This is a genomic window from Streptomyces sp. NPDC002640 (genome assembly GCF_053592575.1).
On record NZ_JBSFVZ010000010.1, the window covers coordinates 48,923 to 63,575 of the forward strand.

Sequence of the window (14,653 nt, forward strand, 5' to 3'; positions counted from 1 at the left end):
GCGGACGGCGGTCGGACGGCCTGCGGGAGTGAGAGGCTCTTCGGGCGCCGGAGAACCGCCGGGAGTCGGAGCATCTTCGGCAGTCGGAGGACCGTCGGGAGTCAGAGGACCTTCGAGAGGAAGGCGCGGGTGCGTGCGTGGCGCGGGTTGTCCAGCACCTCGGCGGGCGGCCCCTGCTCGACGACGACGCCCTGGTCCATGAAGACGACGCGATCGGCGACCTCGCGGGCGAAGCCGATCTCGTGGGTGACCACGACCATCGTGGTGCCGGTCCTGGCGAGGTCCTTGACGACCTCCAGCACCTCCCCCACCAGCTCGGGGTCGAGTGCGGAGGTGGGCTCGTCGAGGAGCAGCACCTTGGGGTCCAGGGCGAGCGCCCGGGCGATGGCCACCCGCTGCTGCTGGCCTCCGGAGAGCCGGCGGGGGTAGGCGTCCGCCTTGTCGGCCAGGCCGACCCTGGCCAGGAGGCGTCCGGCGGCGGCCACGGCGTCCTCGCGGGGCCTGCCCAGCGCGGAGACCGGGGCCTCGATCAGGTTCTCCAGGACCGTGAGGTGCGGGAAGAGGTTGAAGTTCTGGAAGACGAACCCGATCCGGGTGCGCTGCCGCAGGACGTCCTTCTCCTTGAGCTCGTGAAGCTTCCCGCCGCGCCGGCGGTGGCCGACCAGTTCGCCGTCGACGCGGATCACCCCCTGGTCGACCTTCTCCAGGTGGTTGATGGTCCGCAGCAGCGTGGACTTGCCGGAGCCGGAGGGGCCGAGGACGGCGGTGACCTCTCCGGCCCGCACGGCCAGGTCCACGCCGCGCAGCACCTCCAGGGCGCCGAAGCTCTTGCGGACGCCGCGGACGTCCAGCATCAGGTCCCCGGGTCCGGGACCGGGTGGTGGTGCAGGCGCCGGGCTTTTCGGGGTGTCGCTCATGCCGTTCCTCCGAGGGGTCGGTGGGTGGGGGCCGTGGGTCAGGGCCGCTGCTCGGGCGGGTTGACGCGTGACTTCTCGAGGGCGGACGCGGTGGTGCCCCACTCCTCGAGGATCCGGGCGTAGACGCCGCTCTCGATCAGTTCGTCGACCGCGGCCTGGAAGGCGGGGGTGAGCGGGGAGCCCTTCCGGAAGGCGAAGCCCACGTCGAGGCGGTGGTACTCGCCGAGGAAGCGGGTGCCGGCGGCGGGTTGCGCGGCCTGGTACCGCAGGCCGTTGATGGTCGACATCACGACGTCGATCCGGCCCTGCTGCAGCGCGGTGACCACGGCCCCGCTCTCGGCGTACACCTTGACCTCGTACGGCTCGCGCCCGGCCTCGGCGCACACGCCCTTGTTCTCGTGCAGGGTGGCCTCGAAGGTGGTGCCCGCGTTGGTGCCGACGGTCAGCCCGCACAGTTCGGTCAGGTCCTCGACCTTGCCGGTCAGCCGGGTGCTGTCCTTCTTGACGGCGAAGCCCTGGCCGTCGTTGATGTAGGTGACGAAGTCGACGGTCCGCAGCCGTTCCGCGGTGACCCCGAAGTTGCCGGTGCCGACGTCGTACTTGCCGCTGGACAGGGCCGGCAGGATGGTCTCGAAGGCGGCGTCCTCACGCTGGAGCTCGATGCCCAGCACGCGGGCGACGGCCTCGGCGATGTCGATGTCCTGGCCGGCCGGCGGCTCGCCCTGGCCGTTCGGGTAGTAGGCGCCGGGCGGACTTCCGACGGAGCTTCCGATCCGCAGTGTTCCCCTGGCCCGCACGTCGGCGGGGAGCAGGGCGGAGACGGCCTCCACCTCGCGCACGCCGGCCAGCGGGTCGCCGGTGGGGGCGGGTGAGCCGGCCGCCGCGGCGCCGGCCGGCCCCGCGGCCGTGCCGCCGCCCCCGCCCCCGCACGCGCTCAGGCCGAGGACGGACAGCAGGATCACTCCGCTCACGGCACGTCGCAGTCGGCCTCGGATACGTGGGTGGGTCACAGGTCCAGAACCTTTCCGTTCGCGGTGGGACGGGCACGAGACAAGGCGGGGATGGGAGGGATGCCGCAGGGCAGCCCGGCGGTGCGGGGGACACGGCATGCGGACGTGCCCCTGCGAGGGTGTGCGGCGGGAAGCGGTCCCGAGGGACCGGCGGGGACGCGTGACGACGGGGGCCGGAAACGGGCGGACGGGCGGTTGGCCCCGTCCGGGCAGGTGCCGGCGGTGCGCGACAGGCGGGAGTGCCGGCCGTGCGTCAGGGATGCGACAGGGAGATCTCGGCCCGCGACGGGGTCACCGAGGGAGGGATCGGGCCGTTCCGGACGGCCTGCGACAGTCCGGTCAGCAGGGGCGACACGAGGCGGACCACACGCGACCGAAGTCGATGTGGCCGCGCGTCACCAGGCGCTGCCGACGGGAGTTCATGCGGACCATTGAGCACCGGCCCGGAGCGTTCGTCAACCGGGCGTCCGTACAACGGACTTGTTGACAGCGGGCCCGCACACGGGCATACGGTGGTGGGACCGGCCGTGTTGAGGGACACGCCGGGCGTGACGACGAACCTCCCCGGGCGCACAGCGGCGCCCCGGGACGGTCCCCTACGCCCCGTGACTCCCTCCCGGAGGATCCGATGGTCACCCCGACCGGTACCGCCTCCCTTCCGCCGTCCCCCTCCGCCCTGCCGGCGGCCTCCGGCCCCGCCGCCGCGGACGCGCTGCCCGAGATCGTGCCGCGCAGGCGGCCCGGACGCCTGCTGGCCGGCGCCCTCGGACTGCTGGTCCTGGCCATGGTGGTCAACTCGGTGCTGCGCAACGACGCGTTCCGGTGGGACGTGGTCGGCCGGTACCTCACCACCGCGGCCGTGCTGGACGGACTGCTGCTGACCCTGTGGCTGACCGCCGTGGTCATGGTGCTGGGCTTCCTGCTCGGCATTCCGCTCGCCGTCATGCGGCTGTCGTCCAACCCGGTGCTCGCCACGCTGAGTTGGGGCTTCGTGTGGATCTTCCGGTCCACTCCGCTGCTGGTGCAGCTGCTGTTCTGGTTCAACATCGGCGCGCTGTACCCGCGGATCGGTCTCGGCGTGCCGTTCGGCCCGCAGCTGGTCAGCGTGGACACGGTGAACCTGCTCGGGCCGACGCTCACCGCCGTGGTGGGCCTGACCCTGCACGAGGCCGCGTACGCCGCCGAGGTGGTCCGCGGCGGGATCCTCTCGGTGGACGACGGCCAGACCGAGGCCGCCAGGGCGCTGGGCCTGGGCCGGTGGCGGACGCTGCGCCGGATCGTGGTGCCGCAGGCGATGCGGTCGATCGTCCCCACCGCGGGGAACATGCTGATCGGCACGCTCAAGGGCACCAGCATCGTGAGCGTGCTGGCCGTCCACGACCTGCTGTTCTCGGTGCAGTTGGTCTACAACCAGACCTACCAGGTGATCCCGCTGCTGATGGTGGCCACCCTCTGGTACGTCGCGGTGACCAGCGTCCTGAGCGTCGGCCAGTTCTACGTCGAGCGCCATTACGCGCGCGGGTCGGCCCGCGCGCTGCCGCGTACCCCGGTGCGGCGGCTCGGGGACGGGCTGGGCCGCCTGGCACGGCGGTCGCGTGCGGTCGTGCGGAGCTCCGGCGGTGCGCGGTGACGGCGGACGGACGTCCCGCCGTGCTGGCCGTCGTCGGGGCGGGGCCGCGCGCCACCGGCCTGCTGGAGCGGATCGCGGCGAACCTCGCCGAGCTCTGGCCCGAGCGGCGTCCGCTCCACGTCCACCTGGTGGATCCGCACCCGCCGGGGCCCGGGCGCGTCTGGCGGCACGACCAGTCCCCGCTGCTGCGGATGAACTCCATGGCGGAGGACGTCACCATGTTCACCGACGAGTCGTCCACCGTGGAGGGGCCGGTGCGTCCGGGGCCCTCCCTCGCCGCGTGGGCCGCCCAGTTCTCCGGGCGCGGTCCACGCCACGAGCCGTACGCCGAGCCCGCGGATCCGGAGGTCCTCGCCGAGCTCCGCTCCCTCGGCGGCGCGGACTTCCCCACCCGCCGCGCCCAGAGCGCCTACCTGGACTGGGTGTTCCGGCGGGTCCTGGCCGAACTCCCGCCATGGGTGCGGGTCGAGTGGCACGCCACCACCGCGACCTCCGTCACCGGCCCGGCCGACGGCCCGCAGCGGCTCCACCTGGCCGGCCGCGACCTGCCGCTCACCGCCGACCTGGTCGTCCTCGCCCAGGGCCACCTGGGCTCCGCGCCGCCCGCCGAGCACCGGACCCACGCCGCGTTCGCCCGCAGGCACGGCCTGTTCCACCTTCCGCCCGCCTACACGGCGGACGTCGACCTGTCCGCGGTGCGGCCCGGGCAGCACCTCCTGGTCCGCGGGTTCGGGCTGGCCTTCGTCGATCTGATGGCCCTGCTCACCGAAGGCCGTGGCGGCACGTACCGCCGGGAGGCAGACGGCACCCTCGCCTACCGGCCGTCCGGCCGCGAACCGGTGCTGCACGTCGCGTCCCGGCGCGGCGTCCCGTACCACTCCAAGACGCACTACCGGCTGCGGGGACCGAGGCCCCCGCTCCCGAGGTACTTCGGCCCGGCGCAGGTGGCGCGGTCGGCCGCGGCCGGTCCGCTCGACCTCCGGCGGGACGTCTGGCCCCTGATGGCGAAGGAGATCGGCTACGGCCACTACCACGAGCTCTTCCACGCCCACCCGGACCGCACCACCGTGGCCTGGGCGGACTTCGAGGCCGCCTACGACGAACTCGGCTGGTACTCCGCCGACCTGCGGGCCCTGGTCGCCGCCGCGGTCCCCGACCCGGCCGACCGGCTCGATCTGGAGGCCCTGGACCGCCCCCTGGCCGGTCTCTCCTTCCCCTCCCCGGAGGCGTTCCAGGAACACCTGCGCGACCACGTCCGGCGCGACGTGGCCCGGCGGGCCGACCCGGCGCACAGCGCGGACCTGGGCGCCTTCCTCGCGCTGCTCTCCGTGTACGGTCAGCTCCCCCGCCTGGTGGAGACGGGAGCCCTGACGGCCCGCTCCGTCGCGCGTGACCTGGACGGCTGGTGGCACGGCTTCTTCAACTCCCTCGCCTCCGGCCCGCCCGGCTTCCGTCTGCGGCAGCTGCTCGCGCTGTCCCGGGCCGGGGTGGTCCGGTTCCTGGGCGCGGAGCCGCTGATCGGCACCGACGAGGAGGCCGGCGTCTTCACCGCGACCAGTCCCACGGTGCCGGGGCACACCGTGCGGGCCACCGGTCTGGTCGAGGCCCGCCTGCCCGCTCCCTCGCTGCGGCGCACCACCGACCCGCTGCTCAGGGACCTCGACGTCCGCGGGGCGGTCGCCGAGGAGGTCCTCACCGACCGCACCCACACGCACCGTTCCGGGCTGCTCAGCGTCTCGCCCGCGGACGGCCGCCTGGTCGATCCGCGGCTGGGCGGGCGCCCGCACCCCCGCCGGTTGGCGCTCGGGGCGCCGACCAACCAGCGCGCCGTCGCCGCCTTCGCCCGACCGCTCACCGACGCCCCCGCCTTCCGGTACAACGACGCGACGGCCCGGACCCTGCTGCGCGCACTGGCCGCGGACCCCGCCCCTGCCGTGGTCCAGCGGTCGCGCTGAGCGGCCCCTGGACCACGCGCGCGCCGGGCGGTCAGCCGGTGAGCCGGTCCGCCTCGGGCCGCCGCCGGCCGGTGTGCGCCTCCCAGTCCACGATCCGCACGGCCGCGCCCGCGGCCTCCTCGCCCCGGCAGTGGGCGTGGTGCCTGCGGGCGATGCCGTCCAGGTCGAGGTGGACGCCGAAGGCCGGGTGCGCGGTCAGCCGGCGCGCGTAGGCCCACAACCGGGGGTGGTCGGCGATCCGGTGCACCGCGACGGCGTCGAGGTGGTGGCGGTGCACGGTGTCGAGCTGCACCAGGGCCACCCACAGGTCGACGTCGGCCAGGGTGATGTGCCCGCCGACCATGAACTTGCGGAAGGCGAGGCGCCGTTCGAGGACGTCGAGGGTGCGCAGCAGGGTGGCCGACGCGGCGTCACGCCTCACCGCGGCGTCCGTGCCGGTGCCGGTGCTGGTGCCTGTGCCGCTGCCGGTGCCCGCGTCGGCCTGCCCGGCGCGTTGCGCGGCCTCGCCGATGTCCTCCGCGCAGAGCCGGCGCACGTCCTCCAGCTCCTCCTCCACGCCGTGCGGCCGCAGGTCGGGGCCGTGTCCGCCGAACCGCGCGACCAGGTCGCGCAGGATGTCGGGGGCGTGGGTGCTGACGATCCGCCCGGTCCAGTTGTCGCTGAGCACGGGCGCGACGGCCGGACCGGCGTAGGCGTGCGAGCTGGCCTCGTACAGCGGGCGCAGTGCCCGGTGTCCGCCGCCGGGCGCGTCGGGCACGGCGGGCAGCAGGGTCACGGGAAGGGTGTCGCCGAGGCCGAGCAGGCTGTGCGTGACGGCGATCCGCAGGCCGTCCGGACACGAGAGGGCGAGGTGGAGCCGGTAGCGGCGGGCCGCGGCGTAGTAGCCGCTGCGGGCGTCGCGGCCGATCCTGCCGCGGAAACGGGACGTGGCGGGGAGCGGGAACGCGGAGGACATACGTCTCCCTGGAGACTCGGTCTGGGGTGCGCGGGGCGGCGCCGTGCGCGGGCGTGCGACGGCGTCCGCGGGTGTCCGGGGCGCGCGGCGGTGCGACGCGGCCCGGGACATGGTCCGGTACGGCGGGTCAGGCGTGGCCGGGGGCGGTGACGCCGTGGCGCGGGCGTCCCGCCGCGCTGCACACACGCATCAGATCGATGTGGCGGCGGGAGGTCAGCAGGGGCAGCGGCCGGACGGCGACACGGACGGTGTCGCTCCCTCGGTCCGGCACGCAACGGCCCATGACTCCCCACCGGTTCACCAGGTTCCTTGCAGGGAGTGTCTGCCCCTGCGCGGAGCGCGTCAAGACACCTGGCACCCGGGCGACCGACCGTCTCACCGGCTGGGAAGCCGGGGGCCGCGCTAGCGGAGGGCGGCCTCGTCGAGGGCGCCCGTGAGCTTGGCGAGCAGCGTGCGCAGGGTCCGCGCCTCCTCGCGGTCGAAGCCGGTCGCGGCGGCGATGCGGTGGGGGACCTGGCGGGCACGGTCGCGCAGGGCGGCGCCCTCGGGGGTGAGGTGGATGTGCACGGAGCGCTCGTCGGCGGCGGAGCGCCGCCGGTGGACGAGACCGGCCGCCTCGAGGCGCTTCAGGAGGGGCGAGAGGGTGCCGGAGTCCAGCCGCAGGCGCTCGCCCAGGCTCTTGACGGGTGTGGCGCCCTCCTCCCAGAGCACGAGCATGACCAGGTACTGCGGATAGGTGAGCCCGAGGTCCTTGAGGACGACGCGGTAGACGGCGGTGAACGCGCGGGAGGCGGCATTCAGGGAGAAGCAGATCTGGCTGTCGAGGAGCAGGGCGTCGTCGAGGCCGGGCTCGCTCTCCCGGTCGGCGGGGCCGCCGGCGTGCGGGGTGTCCATGGGGCCAGGGTAGCCCGCCCACATTTTGATTGCGCACAATTTAATTGCGTGCTTCACTTGATGGCGGCGGCACCGCCCGGTCCCGCCGCCTGGACGAAGAGGGGTTTCGCAATGGACGCGCTGTACACCGCCGTAGCCACCGCCACCCACGGCCGCGAGGGCCGCGCCGTGGCGTCCGACGGAAAGCTGGACGTCCAGCTCGCGCCGCCGCGCGAGCTCGGCGGCAACGGCGAGGGCACCAACCCGGAGCAGCTCTTCGCCGCCGGTTACGCGGCCTGCTTCGCCAGCGCACTCGGCGCGGTGGGCCGGCAGGCCAAGGTGGACGTCTCCGACGCCGCGGTGACCGGCGAGGTGTCGATCGGCAAGGACGGCCCGGGCTTCGCCCTGGCGGTGACCCTGCGGATCGAGCTCCCGGAGTCCGTGGACGCGGAGACGGGCCGCACGCTGGTGGAGCAGGCGCACCAGGTGTGCCCCTACTCCAACGCGACCCGCGGCAACATCCCGGTCGAGCTCGTCATCGAGTGAGCCGCGGCCTCCCCGCGCGCCGATGCCCCGCCCAGACGTTCCCGGGCGGGGCATCGGCGTCCGTGCGGCCGGAGGGGCCGCGCCGGGCGGTCAGCCGCAGGCGGCCCCGTCCCGGGTGAAGTCGTCCGGCGCGCCGTTGCTCCCGGTCCAGGTGCCGGTGAGGCCGACGGTCACCGAACGGCCGGGCTCCACCTGGCCGTTCCAGGACGAGGCGGTGACGGTGACCCGGTCGCCGCTCTGGGTGTGGGAGCCGTTCCACAGCTGGGTGACGCGCTGCCCGTCGGGGAAGGACCAGCCGAGCTTCCAGCCCTTCCAGGCGGTCCCACCGGTGTTGGTGAGCCGGACCTCGGCCTGGAAGCCGCCCTGCCACTGGTTCGTGACGCGGTAGTCCACCGCGCAGTCGCCCGCCGGGTCCGGCGGGTCGGTCGGGTCCGGCGGGTCGGTGGGGTCCGTGGGCGCGGGGATCGCGGCCGTGTCCGCGTAGACGATGCCCCGGCCGTTGGTGGAGACGTAGACCCGTCCGTAGGTGCGCGGGTCGCCGGTGATGGTGGAGCCCGTCCAGCCCCACTGGTGGTCGTCGTCGTTGATCCGGACCCAGGTGGCGCCCGCGTCGGTGGAGCGGAAGATCCCGCGGACCCCGTCGATCCGGGCACTGCTGTAGAGGGCCGGGTAGGCCGCGCCGGGGGCGGCCTTGCCGAAGCCGACGGTGTCGGCCTCCTGGACGCCGCCCACCTTGGTGAAGGTGGCGCCGGAGTCGGTGGAGTGCCACAGCCCGTACGTCCCGCCCTCCTTGCCGCCGGCCAGCCAGATGTCGCCGCCGCGGCCGGGTACCGCCTTGAAGCGGACGTCGCCCTCGGCCGGCAGCCCGGTCGAGGCGCGCTTGGTGAAGGTGGCGCCGCCGTCGGTGCTGACGTAGAAGGCGCCGCCCTTGAAGCCGTAGAACTTCTTCGGGTCCACCCGGTCCGACTCGACGAGCGCCCCCGCGGGGATGCCGGTGGACGCCGTCCAGGAGGAGCCGGAGCCGGTGTGCACGCCCGCGCCCTCGGGGCTCCACACGTAACGGCCGCCGTCCGCAGCCACGGCGACGGTGCCGCCGCCGGTCACCCCCGACGGGTCCGCGCCGGCCCACCAGTTGGCGCCGTTGTCGGAGGAGAAGGCGACGTGGGCGCCGCTCTCCACGTGGCCCACCCGGACCACGGTGTTCGGGTTCGTCTCGGCGTAGTCCAGGCTGGTGGTGGAGGTGAAGTTGGGCGACTGGAACATCGTCGCCGGGACCGCGGACAGGTCGGTGTGGCGGAAGCCGCCGATGTCACCCAGGCCGCTGATGAGGGTCGCGCCGGAGGGCGGGGCGATCAGGTCGAGCACCGCGGTCTCCTCCAGGCCCTTCACCATCGGCTCGATGACGGGCTTGCCGCCGCTGTCCCAGTCGGTGAGGTTCTCGGTGCCGTAGATCGTCGCGCCGGTGCCGTACATCATCCGGTCCGGGTCGAACGGGTCGATCTCCAGCGCCTCCGTCATCCAGCCGAGCTTCGGGGTCTCTTCCGGCGGTGTCGGGTGGGCGCCCCAGTCGAGCCAGGGCACCGAGGAGATGTCCATGGTGTAGCGGTTGGCGCGGTTCGGGTAGGAGCTGTACTCCCAGGCCCTGGTCCAGGTCTCCCCGCTGTCGGTGGTGCGGAAGATCTGGGTGTCCGGCCACCAGGAGCTGTAGCCGGTCACCATCACCGTGCCGGGGTTCTGCCGGTCGACGCTGAGCCCGCTGTAGCCGAAGTGCGTTTCGGCGGCGGGCACCGGGCTGATGTCGGTCCACGCGCCGCTGCCGGTGTCGTAGCGCCAGACCTGTCCGGTGGAGCCGTCGTACGGGCCGCCGGTGTCGCTGTACGGGAGGTAGAGGTAGCCGTTCTCCGCGTCCAGGACGCCCTTGTGCGCGAGCAGCCCGGTCGGCTGGCCGGCCACCCGTGACCAGGTGGCGCCGGCGTCGGTCGACCGGTAGACGTTGTTCTCCTTGTCGGCGACGCCGACGTAGATGGTCCGGGTGGCGGATCCCGGGCTGCCCGTGGTCTCGTCGAAGGTGACCCAGGAGATGCCCTGGATGTCGCTGTTGTAGCCGCTGGTGTCGCCCGGATCGGCGACGTAGGTGCCCGGGTTGGGGAACGAGGTGACCTTCGACCAGGTCGCGCCGCTGTCCGTGGAGCGCCACAGGCCGTTGCCGCTGGGCGCGCCGAGGTAGAGCACGCTGTTGCGGTGCGGGTCGACGGCCAGCCGCTCCCCCATGCCGCGGCCGGGCATGTTGCCGCCCAGCTTGAACGGCAGGTCGGCCTTGGCCCAGGTCTCGCCCCGGTCGGAGGAGCGCAGCACGGCGCCCTTCCCGGGGTCCCAGTCGTTGGTGTAGGTGCCGACCGCCGCGTAGACCTTGTCCGGGTCGACGCTGTCGGAGGCGAGGCCGATCACGCCCGTGTGGCCCCAGTCGTCCCAGCCGACGTGGTCCAGCAGCGGCTTCCAGCTCTTGGTCGACTCCACCCAGCGGTAGGCGCCGCCGATGTCGGTGCGCGCGTAGGCGAGGTCCGGCTCGGACCGGTTGAAGACGATGCCGGGGACGAAGCCGCCGCCGTCGATGCGGACGTTCTTCCAGTCGGCCGTGGTGGCGGCCGCCCGGGGCGCGGCGCCGGGGCCGACGGTGGCGTCGGTCCGGGCGGCGGCGGCCGGCACCAGGGCGCACAGCAGGCCCGCGGCGGCGGCGAGGACGCCGCCCAGTCTTCGCGCGGTGCGGTGGGCCGGCCGTGGGCGGCCGGCCCGGGAGGCGCCCGGGGGCAGCGCGCTCGGGGGCAGCGCTCCGCCCGTGGCGGGAGGGGACTCGTGCACTGGTCGTTCCTTCCTCGACGCGCCGGCCGCCCCCGCGGCGGGAGCCCGCGGCGGACACCGCGGCGGCTCGTTCCTGGCCATGGCGGTGCCGCCGCCCGCGGGAGGGCCGGGGCAGATGGATGGGGAGTGCGGGGCGGAACCCGCCGGGCACGCGGCGGAGGTCGCCCGCCCGGCCCGGCGTACGGGTGGTGCCTCCCGGCACGGGCACGGGAGGCACGGGCGGGGGCCCGCGCCGGACGACGCCGTGCGACTGGGAGCGCTCCCACTGTCGAGGGCCGTCCGACACGGAGTCAAGACGTCCGCACCGTCGAAGACGTTCGACGGCGGCACCCGCAGGTCACGGCGTCCGACCGGGGCGTGGGGTCGATCGTCGAAGCGCTTCGACTGACTCTGGACACCCACCGTCGCTGGGGCTACTGTCTGACCACCCGCACATCTCGCGGACCTGCCACGCGCCGGGTCGAAGCGCTTCACAATGCTGGGAGAGCTGGATGGTCACCCTCGCCGAGGTCGCCCAGCACGCCGGAGTCTCGGCGAGCACGGTGAGTTACGTCCTCAGCGGCAAGCGGTCCATCTCCGAGGGGACGCGGCAGCGGGTCGAGCGCAGCATCCGCGAGCTGGGCTACCACCCCAACGCCGGCGCGCGCGCCCTGGCCAGCAGCAGGTCGAACATCATCGCGTTGATGGTGCCGCTGCGCACCGACATGTACGTACCGGTGATGATGGAGATCGCGATCGCGGTGGCCACCACGGCCCGCGCCCACGGGTACGACGTCCTGCTGCTCACCGGCGAGGAGGGCCCCGACGCGGTGCGCCGTGTCACCAGCAGCGGTCTCGCCGACGGCATGATCCTGATGGACGTCGAACTCGACGACGAGCGGCTGCCGTTGCTCCGCGGTGGGGGCGCGGGCTCGGCGGGCGCGACCCCGTCGGGCGCGGGCTCGGCGGGCGCGGAAACGGCGGGCGCGGCATCGTCGGGCGTGGCCCCGTCGGCCGCGGCGCTTCCGGGCGCCGCCTCCCCCGGTGCGCCCGACCCGGCGATGGTGCAGCCGGCGGTGCTGATCGGGCTGCCCGCCGACACCGCGGGCCTGACCTGCGTCGACCTGGACTTCCGGGCCACCGGCGCGCTGTGCGTGGAGCATCTGGCCACGCTGGGGCACCGTGAGGTGGCGGTCATCGGCGAGGCGCCGGCGGTCTACGAGCGGCACACCGGCTTCGCCGAGCGCACCCTCGACGGACTCCGCGGACGGGCGAGGGAGTTGGGCCTGCGGCTCCTGCACCGGCCGTGCGCGGGAGGGTACGACTCGACGGCCGTGACCCTGGCCCGCATCCTCGACGAACGTCCGGACACCACCGGGTTCGTCGTGCAGAACGAGTCGGCGGTCGAGCCGTTGCTGGCCCTGCTGCGGCAGCGGGGGCGGGCCGTGCCGGAGGACGTCTCGGTGGTGGCGATCTGCCCCGAACAGGTGGCCGTCCAGGGCTCGGTCCGGCTGACCTCCGTCGCCATCCCGGCGCAGGAGATGGGCCGGCGTGCGGTGGAGCACCTGGTCGCCAAGCTCCGGGGGCGGGCCGAGGACGAGGTCGTGCTCCTCGCGCCGGAGTTGACCGTCCGGGCGAGTTCCGGCCCGGCCCACACCCATCCGTAGCGCCGCCTCCCTCCGTCTGTCCTCTTCCGCCTCCGGCTTCCGCTCGTCCGCCCGCAGGGCGCCACGTCCATGTCTCCACTCCTCCAGGAGCACGCCTCGTGACCCAGCACGCCGAGACACAGCTGACACAGCCCAAGGTCAGCCTGGCCCAGTCCTCCCCCACCGTCGGCACGCTGCGCGAGCGGGACGGCGCGCTCGAGTGGAGCGGCCGCCAGGAGACCGTCCGCATCGAGCCCTGGGGCCCCGACGCCGTCCGGGTGCGTGCCCGGCTGGGCGGGCCGGTGCTGCCGGATCTGCCCGGGGCCCTGCTGCCCGAGGCCCCGCCCGCCGAGGGCGCCGTCCGTGTGCGGGACGGCCGCGGCAGCCTCACCGTGGGCGCGCTGACGGCGGAGGTCGACGCCGAGGGCATGGTCCGGTTCCTGCGCACCGGCGACGGGGCGGAACTGCTCGCCGAGGAACGCGCGCACTTCTGGTGGCCCGGCCCGAGGCTGTACACCGCCGTGGGCAACGGCCACCACCGGCTGGAGCAGCGGTTCGCCGCCTACGACGACGAGCGGCTGTACGGTCTGGGCCAGCACCAGCACGGCCGGCTGGACCAGAAGGGCCTGGTCGTCGACCTGGTGCAGCGCAACGCCGAGGTCGGCGTCCCGGTGCTCACCTCCAGCCGCGGGTACACCCTGCTCTGGAACAACCCGGCCGTCGGACGGGTCGAGCTCGCCCACAACGGGACCCGGTGGGTGGCGGACTCGGCCCGGCAGATCGACTACTGGATCACCGCGGGCGAGCCGGCCGACGCCCAGCGCCGGTACAGCGCGGCGACCGGCCGCACCCCGATGCTGCCCGCGTGGGCGGCCGGGTTCTGGCAGAGCAAGCTGCGCTACCGCGACCAGGACGAACTCCTGTCCGTGGCACGGGAGTACAAGCGGCGGGGCCTGCCGCTGGACGCGATCGTCTGCGACTTCTTCCACTGGACGCACCTGGGCGAGTGGCGGTTCGACCCCAAGGAGTGGCCGGACCCGGCTGCCATGGTCCGCGAACTGGACGAACTCGGCGTCAAGCTGGTCGTGTCGGTGTGGCCGTCGGTGTCGCCGCTGAGCGAGAACCATCCGGTGATGGAGCAGCGCGGCCTGTTCATCGGCACCCAGTACGGGCCGATGGCCCACGCCGACTGGCCGGACAAGGAGGTCGCCACCCCGGTCCAGGTCGCCTTCTACGACGCCACGCATCCGGAGGCGCGGGAGTTCGTGTGGTCCCGGATCAAGGAGAACTACCTGAATCCGTACGGGATCACGGCGTTCTGGCTGGACGCCTGCGAGCCGGAACTGAAGCCGGGCTTCCCGGAGAACCTGCGCTACTGGGCGGGTCCGGGCCTGGAGGTCGGGAACCTCTACCCGGCGGAGAACTCCCGGGCCTTCCACGAGGGGCTGACGGCCTCCGGCGTGGACGAGGTGATCACCCTCAACCGCTCGGCCTGGGCGGGCAGTCAGCGGTACGGGGCCGCGCTGTGGTCTGGCGACATCGGCACCGACTTCGCCACCCTGCGGCGTCAGATCGCCGCGGGCCTCAACACCGCGCTCTCCGGGATCCCCTGGTGGAACACCGACATCGGCGGCTTCCACGGCGGCGACCCGGACGATCCCGCCTACCGCGAGGTGATGATCCGGTGGTTCCAGTTCGGCGCGCTGTCCCCGCTGATGCGGCTGCACGGCTTCCGCGACCCGGGCATGCCGCTGGGGCCGGACATGACCGGCGGGCCGAACGAGGTCTGGTCCTACGGGGAGGAGGCCGGTGTGATCCTGGCGCGGTACCTGCGCCTGCGCGAGCGGCTGAAGCCCTACGTCCTGCGGGTCATGCGGGAGGCGCACGAGGAGGGGCTGCCGGTGATGCGGCCGCTGTTCCTGGAGTTCCCCGGCGACGAGGCCGCGTGGTCGGTGGACGACGCGTACCTCTTCGGCCGGGACCTCCTGGTGGCGCCGGTCCTGGAGGCGGGAGCCACCGAGCGTGAGGCGTACCTTCCCGCGGGCGCGCTCTGGACGGACGCGTGGACGGGTGAGGTGTACCCGGGCGGCACGTCCGTGACGGTCGAGGCGCCGCTGGACCGCCTGCCGCTGTTCCTGCGGGACGGGGCGAGCCTCCCGGTCCGCGAGCCGTAGGCGGGCACCGGCGCTCCACAGGGCTCCCCGCCGCGCACGACGGCCCCCTTTCGCCGGGCGAGGGGCGGGCCTTCGGCAGTCCTGGGGCGGCCGCGTGTCGTGGCGGTAC

The 14,653-nt window shown here is 74.1% G+C and carries 10 protein-coding genes; 5 read left to right on the forward strand and 5 right to left on the reverse strand.

The annotated features are described in order from the left end of the window. Window positions 1-101: 101 nt before the first annotated feature. Both ACWD3O_RS15465 and ACWD3O_RS15470 read right to left on the reverse strand, forming a co-directional pair. The gene (locus ACWD3O_RS15465; RefSeq protein WP_451416292.1) at window positions 102-854 is read right to left on the reverse strand and encodes an amino acid ABC transporter ATP-binding protein; all 753 of its coding nucleotides are present in this window, start codon (window positions 852-854) and stop codon (window positions 102-104) included. Between the two features lie 101 nt (window positions 855-955). Next, complete coding sequence (locus ACWD3O_RS15470; protein WP_451416199.1) at window positions 956-1,927, reverse strand: ABC transporter substrate-binding protein; 972 nt, start codon at window positions 1,925-1,927, stop codon at window positions 956-958. A gap of 628 nt (window positions 1,928-2,555) precedes the next feature. On the opposite strand from ACWD3O_RS15470, the gene ACWD3O_RS15475 reads away from it, so the two are divergent. Together ACWD3O_RS15475 and ACWD3O_RS15480 are read left to right on the forward strand one after the other, a co-directional pair. Continuing rightward, complete coding sequence (locus tag ACWD3O_RS15475; protein ID WP_451408866.1) at window positions 2,556-3,557, forward strand: amino acid ABC transporter permease; 1,002 nt, start codon at window positions 2,556-2,558, stop codon at window positions 3,555-3,557. Next, the gene (locus ACWD3O_RS15480) at window positions 3,554-5,512 is read left to right on the forward strand and encodes an FAD/NAD(P)-binding protein (protein WP_451416200.1); all 1,959 of its coding nucleotides are present in this window, start codon (window positions 3,554-3,556) and stop codon (window positions 5,510-5,512) included. Before ACWD3O_RS15475 ends, ACWD3O_RS15480 begins: the two co-directional genes overlap by 4 nt. A 31-nt stretch (window positions 5,513-5,543) precedes the next feature. Here ACWD3O_RS15480 and ACWD3O_RS15485 read toward each other — a convergent pair whose 3' ends face one another. Further along, entirely contained in the window at window positions 5,544-6,467 is a 924-nt protein-coding gene (locus tag ACWD3O_RS15485) for a glutathione S-transferase C-terminal domain-containing protein (protein ID WP_451416201.1), read from the reverse strand. Between the two features lie 402 nt (window positions 6,468-6,869). Next, entirely contained in the window at window positions 6,870-7,361 is a 492-nt protein-coding gene (locus ACWD3O_RS15490; protein WP_451408870.1) for a MarR family winged helix-turn-helix transcriptional regulator, read from the reverse strand. Window positions 7,362-7,472: 111 nt separating this feature from the next. Here ACWD3O_RS15490 and ACWD3O_RS15495 point away from each other — a divergent pair, with 111 nt between their 5' ends. Continuing rightward, a complete protein-coding gene (locus ACWD3O_RS15495; RefSeq protein WP_356131637.1) occupies window positions 7,473-7,886 on the forward strand; it encodes an organic hydroperoxide resistance protein in 414 nt (137 codons plus the stop codon). A 90-nt stretch (window positions 7,887-7,976) separates the two neighbouring features. Here the strand turns inward: ACWD3O_RS15495 and ACWD3O_RS15500 are convergent, their stop codons facing one another. Next, window positions 7,977-10,637 (reverse strand): cellulose binding domain-containing protein, encoded by a 2,661-nt coding sequence (locus tag ACWD3O_RS15500; RefSeq protein ID WP_451416293.1) that lies wholly within the window; start codon window positions 10,635-10,637, stop codon window positions 7,977-7,979. Window positions 10,638-11,236: 599 nt separating this feature from the next. On the opposite strand from ACWD3O_RS15500, the gene ACWD3O_RS15505 reads away from it, so the two are divergent. Both ACWD3O_RS15505 and ACWD3O_RS15510 read left to right on the forward strand, forming a co-directional pair. Continuing rightward, window positions 11,237-12,391 (forward strand): LacI family DNA-binding transcriptional regulator, encoded by a 1,155-nt coding sequence (locus ACWD3O_RS15505; RefSeq protein WP_451408871.1) that lies wholly within the window; start codon window positions 11,237-11,239, stop codon window positions 12,389-12,391. Between the two features lie 98 nt (window positions 12,392-12,489). Beyond that, window positions 12,490-14,544, forward strand: a complete 2,055-nt coding sequence (locus tag ACWD3O_RS15510; RefSeq protein WP_451416202.1) for a glycoside hydrolase family 31 protein — start codon at window positions 12,490-12,492, stop codon at window positions 14,542-14,544. The last annotated feature ends 109 nt before the right edge of the window (window positions 14,545-14,653 follow it).

What these genes read in the sequence shown, in the direction of transcription:
- ACWD3O_RS15495 (WP_356131637.1), top strand. Translation starts at nt 7,473, where the DNA reads ATGGACGCGCTGTACACCGCCGTAGCCACCGCCACCCACGGCCGCGAG.
- ACWD3O_RS15465 (WP_451416292.1), bottom strand. Translation starts at nt 854, where the DNA reads ATGCTGGACGTCCGCGGCGTCCGCAAGAGCTTCGGCGCCCTGGAGGTG.
- ACWD3O_RS15485 (WP_451416201.1), bottom strand. Translation starts at nt 6,467, where the DNA reads ATGTCCTCCGCGTTCCCGCTCCCCGCCACGTCCCGTTTCCGCGGCAGG.
- ACWD3O_RS15490 (WP_451408870.1), bottom strand. Translation starts at nt 7,361, where the DNA reads ATGGACACCCCGCACGCCGGCGGCCCCGCCGACCGGGAGAGCGAGCCC.
- ACWD3O_RS15505 (WP_451408871.1), top strand. Translation starts at nt 11,237, where the DNA reads ATGGTCACCCTCGCCGAGGTCGCCCAGCACGCCGGAGTCTCGGCGAGC.
- ACWD3O_RS15475 (WP_451408866.1), top strand. Translation starts at nt 2,556, where the DNA reads ATGGTCACCCCGACCGGTACCGCCTCCCTTCCGCCGTCCCCCTCCGCC.